The organism is Streptomyces sp. XY431 (assembly GCF_001279805.1).
Taxonomy (GTDB): Bacteria; Actinomycetota; Actinomycetes; order Streptomycetales; family Streptomycetaceae; genus Kitasatospora; species Kitasatospora purpeofusca.
The window spans coordinates 1-2,189 of the sequence record NZ_LGDO01000226.1 but is presented as its reverse complement, the minus strand read 5'-3'; the positions used below and the strand labels follow the sequence as shown (position 1 = coordinate 2,189).

Below are 2,189 nucleotides of genomic sequence, written 5' to 3'. Positions count from 1 at the left end.
GCCACCCGCCGCACCCGCGCCACCGGCACCGGCGCCCGCCACCCAGGCACCCGCACCCGCCGCCCCGCCGCCCGGCCGCCCCGTCGCGGGGCGCGGCTCGCAGCGCTGCATCGGCACCATCGGCCACCGGCTCAGCGACGGCACCGGACTGGAGCTCCAGGACTGCACCGGCGGCGCCTGGCAGACCTGGGACTTCCGCCCGGACGGCACCGTCCGGGCCGGCGACCTCTGCATGGACGTGGCCTGGGGCTCGGTCGTCAACGGCACCCGGATCCAGGTGGCGATCTGCAACGGCGGCCCCGCCCAGCGGTTCGTCCTCGCGGGCCCCGAGGACCTCGTCAACCCCCAGGCGAACAAGTGCGTGGACGCCAAGGACAAGGGCACCGCCGCCGGCACCCAGCTCCAGCTGTGGGACTGCTCCGGCACCCCCAACCAGAAGTGGTACCTGCGCTGACCCGACCTGTCCGGGGGGCGGCTCGGCCCGTCCGGGGGCAGGACGTGATCCGGTGCCCCACCGGAAAACCGCTCGCGGACGCCCGCGCGCACCGGCATGATGAACCCCATGTTCCAGTACGCCATCGCCGAATTCCCCGCAGTCGCGGGCGCGATGGCTGCTGCCCAGGCAGTCGCAGCCGCATTCGACGGCGCACGAAGCTGACCTTCCCCGGGTCGTCCCCGGGACCTCAGGCGGGGAAGGTCGGCCCGTCGCTGAGGTCCCGTCATCACGCTGACGACTCCCGGAGAGAAACCATGGCCAAGCAGGCCTTCGTGCGCAGCAAGCCGCACCTGAACATCGGCACCATGGGTCATGTCGACCACGGCAAGACCACCCTCACCGCGGCCATCACCAAGGTCCTGGCCGAGCGCGGCGGCGGCTCGTTCGTCCCGTTCCACCGGATCGACCGGGCCCCGGAGGAGGCCGCCCGCGGCATCACCATCAACATCGCGCACGTCGAGTACGAGACGGCCACCCGGCACTACGCCCACGTCGACATGCCCGGCCACGCCGACTTCGTGAAGAACATGATCACCGGTGCGGCGCAGCTGGACGGTGCGATCCTGGTCGTCTCCGCCCAGGACGGCATCATGCCGCAGACCGCCGAGCACGTGCTGCTGGCCCGTCAGATCGGCGTCGATCACGTCGTGGTGGCGCTGAACAAGGCCGACGCGGGTGACCCGGAGCTCCTGGAGCTGGTCGAGCTGGAGGTGCGCGAGCTGCTCGGCGCGCACGGCTACGACGGCGCGGCCCTGCCGGTGGTCCCGGTCTCCGGGCTGCGCGCGCTGGAGGGCGACCCGTACTGGTCGGCCGCGCTGCTGCGGCTGCTGGACGCGGTGGACACCCACGTGCCGACGCCGGTGCGGTACACCGACGCGCCGTTCCTGCTGCCGATCGAGAACGTGCTCACCATCACCGGCCGCGGCACGGTGGTGACCGGCGCGGTCGAGCGCGGACGGGTGCGGACGGGCGACCGGGTGGAGGTCCTCGGCAACGACGCGGAGGTGCAGTCCGTGGTGACGGGCGTGGAGACCTTCGGCCGGACCATGGAGTCCGCGGAGGCGGGCGACAACGTCGCGCTGCTGCTGCGCGGGGTGCAGCGCGGGCAGGTCCGGCGCGGTCAGGTGGTCGCGGCGGTCGGCAGCGCCTCCGTGCACACGGGCTTCACCGCCCGGCTTCGCCTGCTGTCGACGGCCGAGGGCGGCCGCCGGACGCCCGTCGCCGGCGGCTACCGCCCGCAGTTCTACCTGCGGACGGGCGACGTGGTCGGCGAGGTCCGGCTGCCCGAGGGGGTCGCCGTGGCGCTGCCGGGCGAGACCGTCGAGGTGACGGTGACGCTCGGGCAGTCCATGCCGCTGGAGCCCGGCCTCGGTTTCGCCGTCCGCGAGGGCGGGCGGACGGTGGCGGCGGGCACGGTGGGGGCCGTGCTCGACTGAGCCCCCGGGCGGGCGGCGAAAGCGCACCGTCGTGCCTTCAGCAGGCCGGCCGCCCCCGAACGCACCGGGGTGGGACTCCCTTCTCGGGAGCCCCACCCCGGTCGTGCGACCGTCTGCCGGGAACTACGACCGGCGGCGCCTGCGGCGGGCGACGGAGAGGGCGATTCCTCCGCCGGCCGTCAGCGCCAGGGCCGCGTAGGCCAGTCCCTCGGTTGCGCCCGCCCCGGTGTGGGGGAGGGTGCCGTGGTGCCAGGGGG

The 2,189-nt window shown here is 74.4% G+C and carries 2 protein-coding genes and 1 pseudogene; 2 read left to right on the top strand and 1 reads right to left on the bottom strand.

Annotated elements, in window-relative coordinates; genetic code table 11:
* Positions 1-454 (top strand): ricin-type beta-trefoil lectin domain protein (locus ADK60_RS21195; protein ID WP_199839710.1); only part of this gene is annotated, 454 nt, incomplete at its 5' end.
* Between the two features lie 296 nt (positions 455-750).
* Positions 751-1,932: an elongation factor Tu gene (gene tuf, locus ADK60_RS21190; protein ID WP_053648118.1), complete on the top strand. Its 1,182-nt coding sequence runs from the start codon at positions 751-753 to the stop codon at positions 1,930-1,932.
* Positions 1,933-2,055: 123 nt separating this feature from the next.
* Here the strand turns inward: tuf and ADK60_RS48150 are convergent.
* A pseudogene (locus tag ADK60_RS48150) lies at positions 2,056-2,189 on the bottom strand (hypothetical protein); the annotation flags it as partial.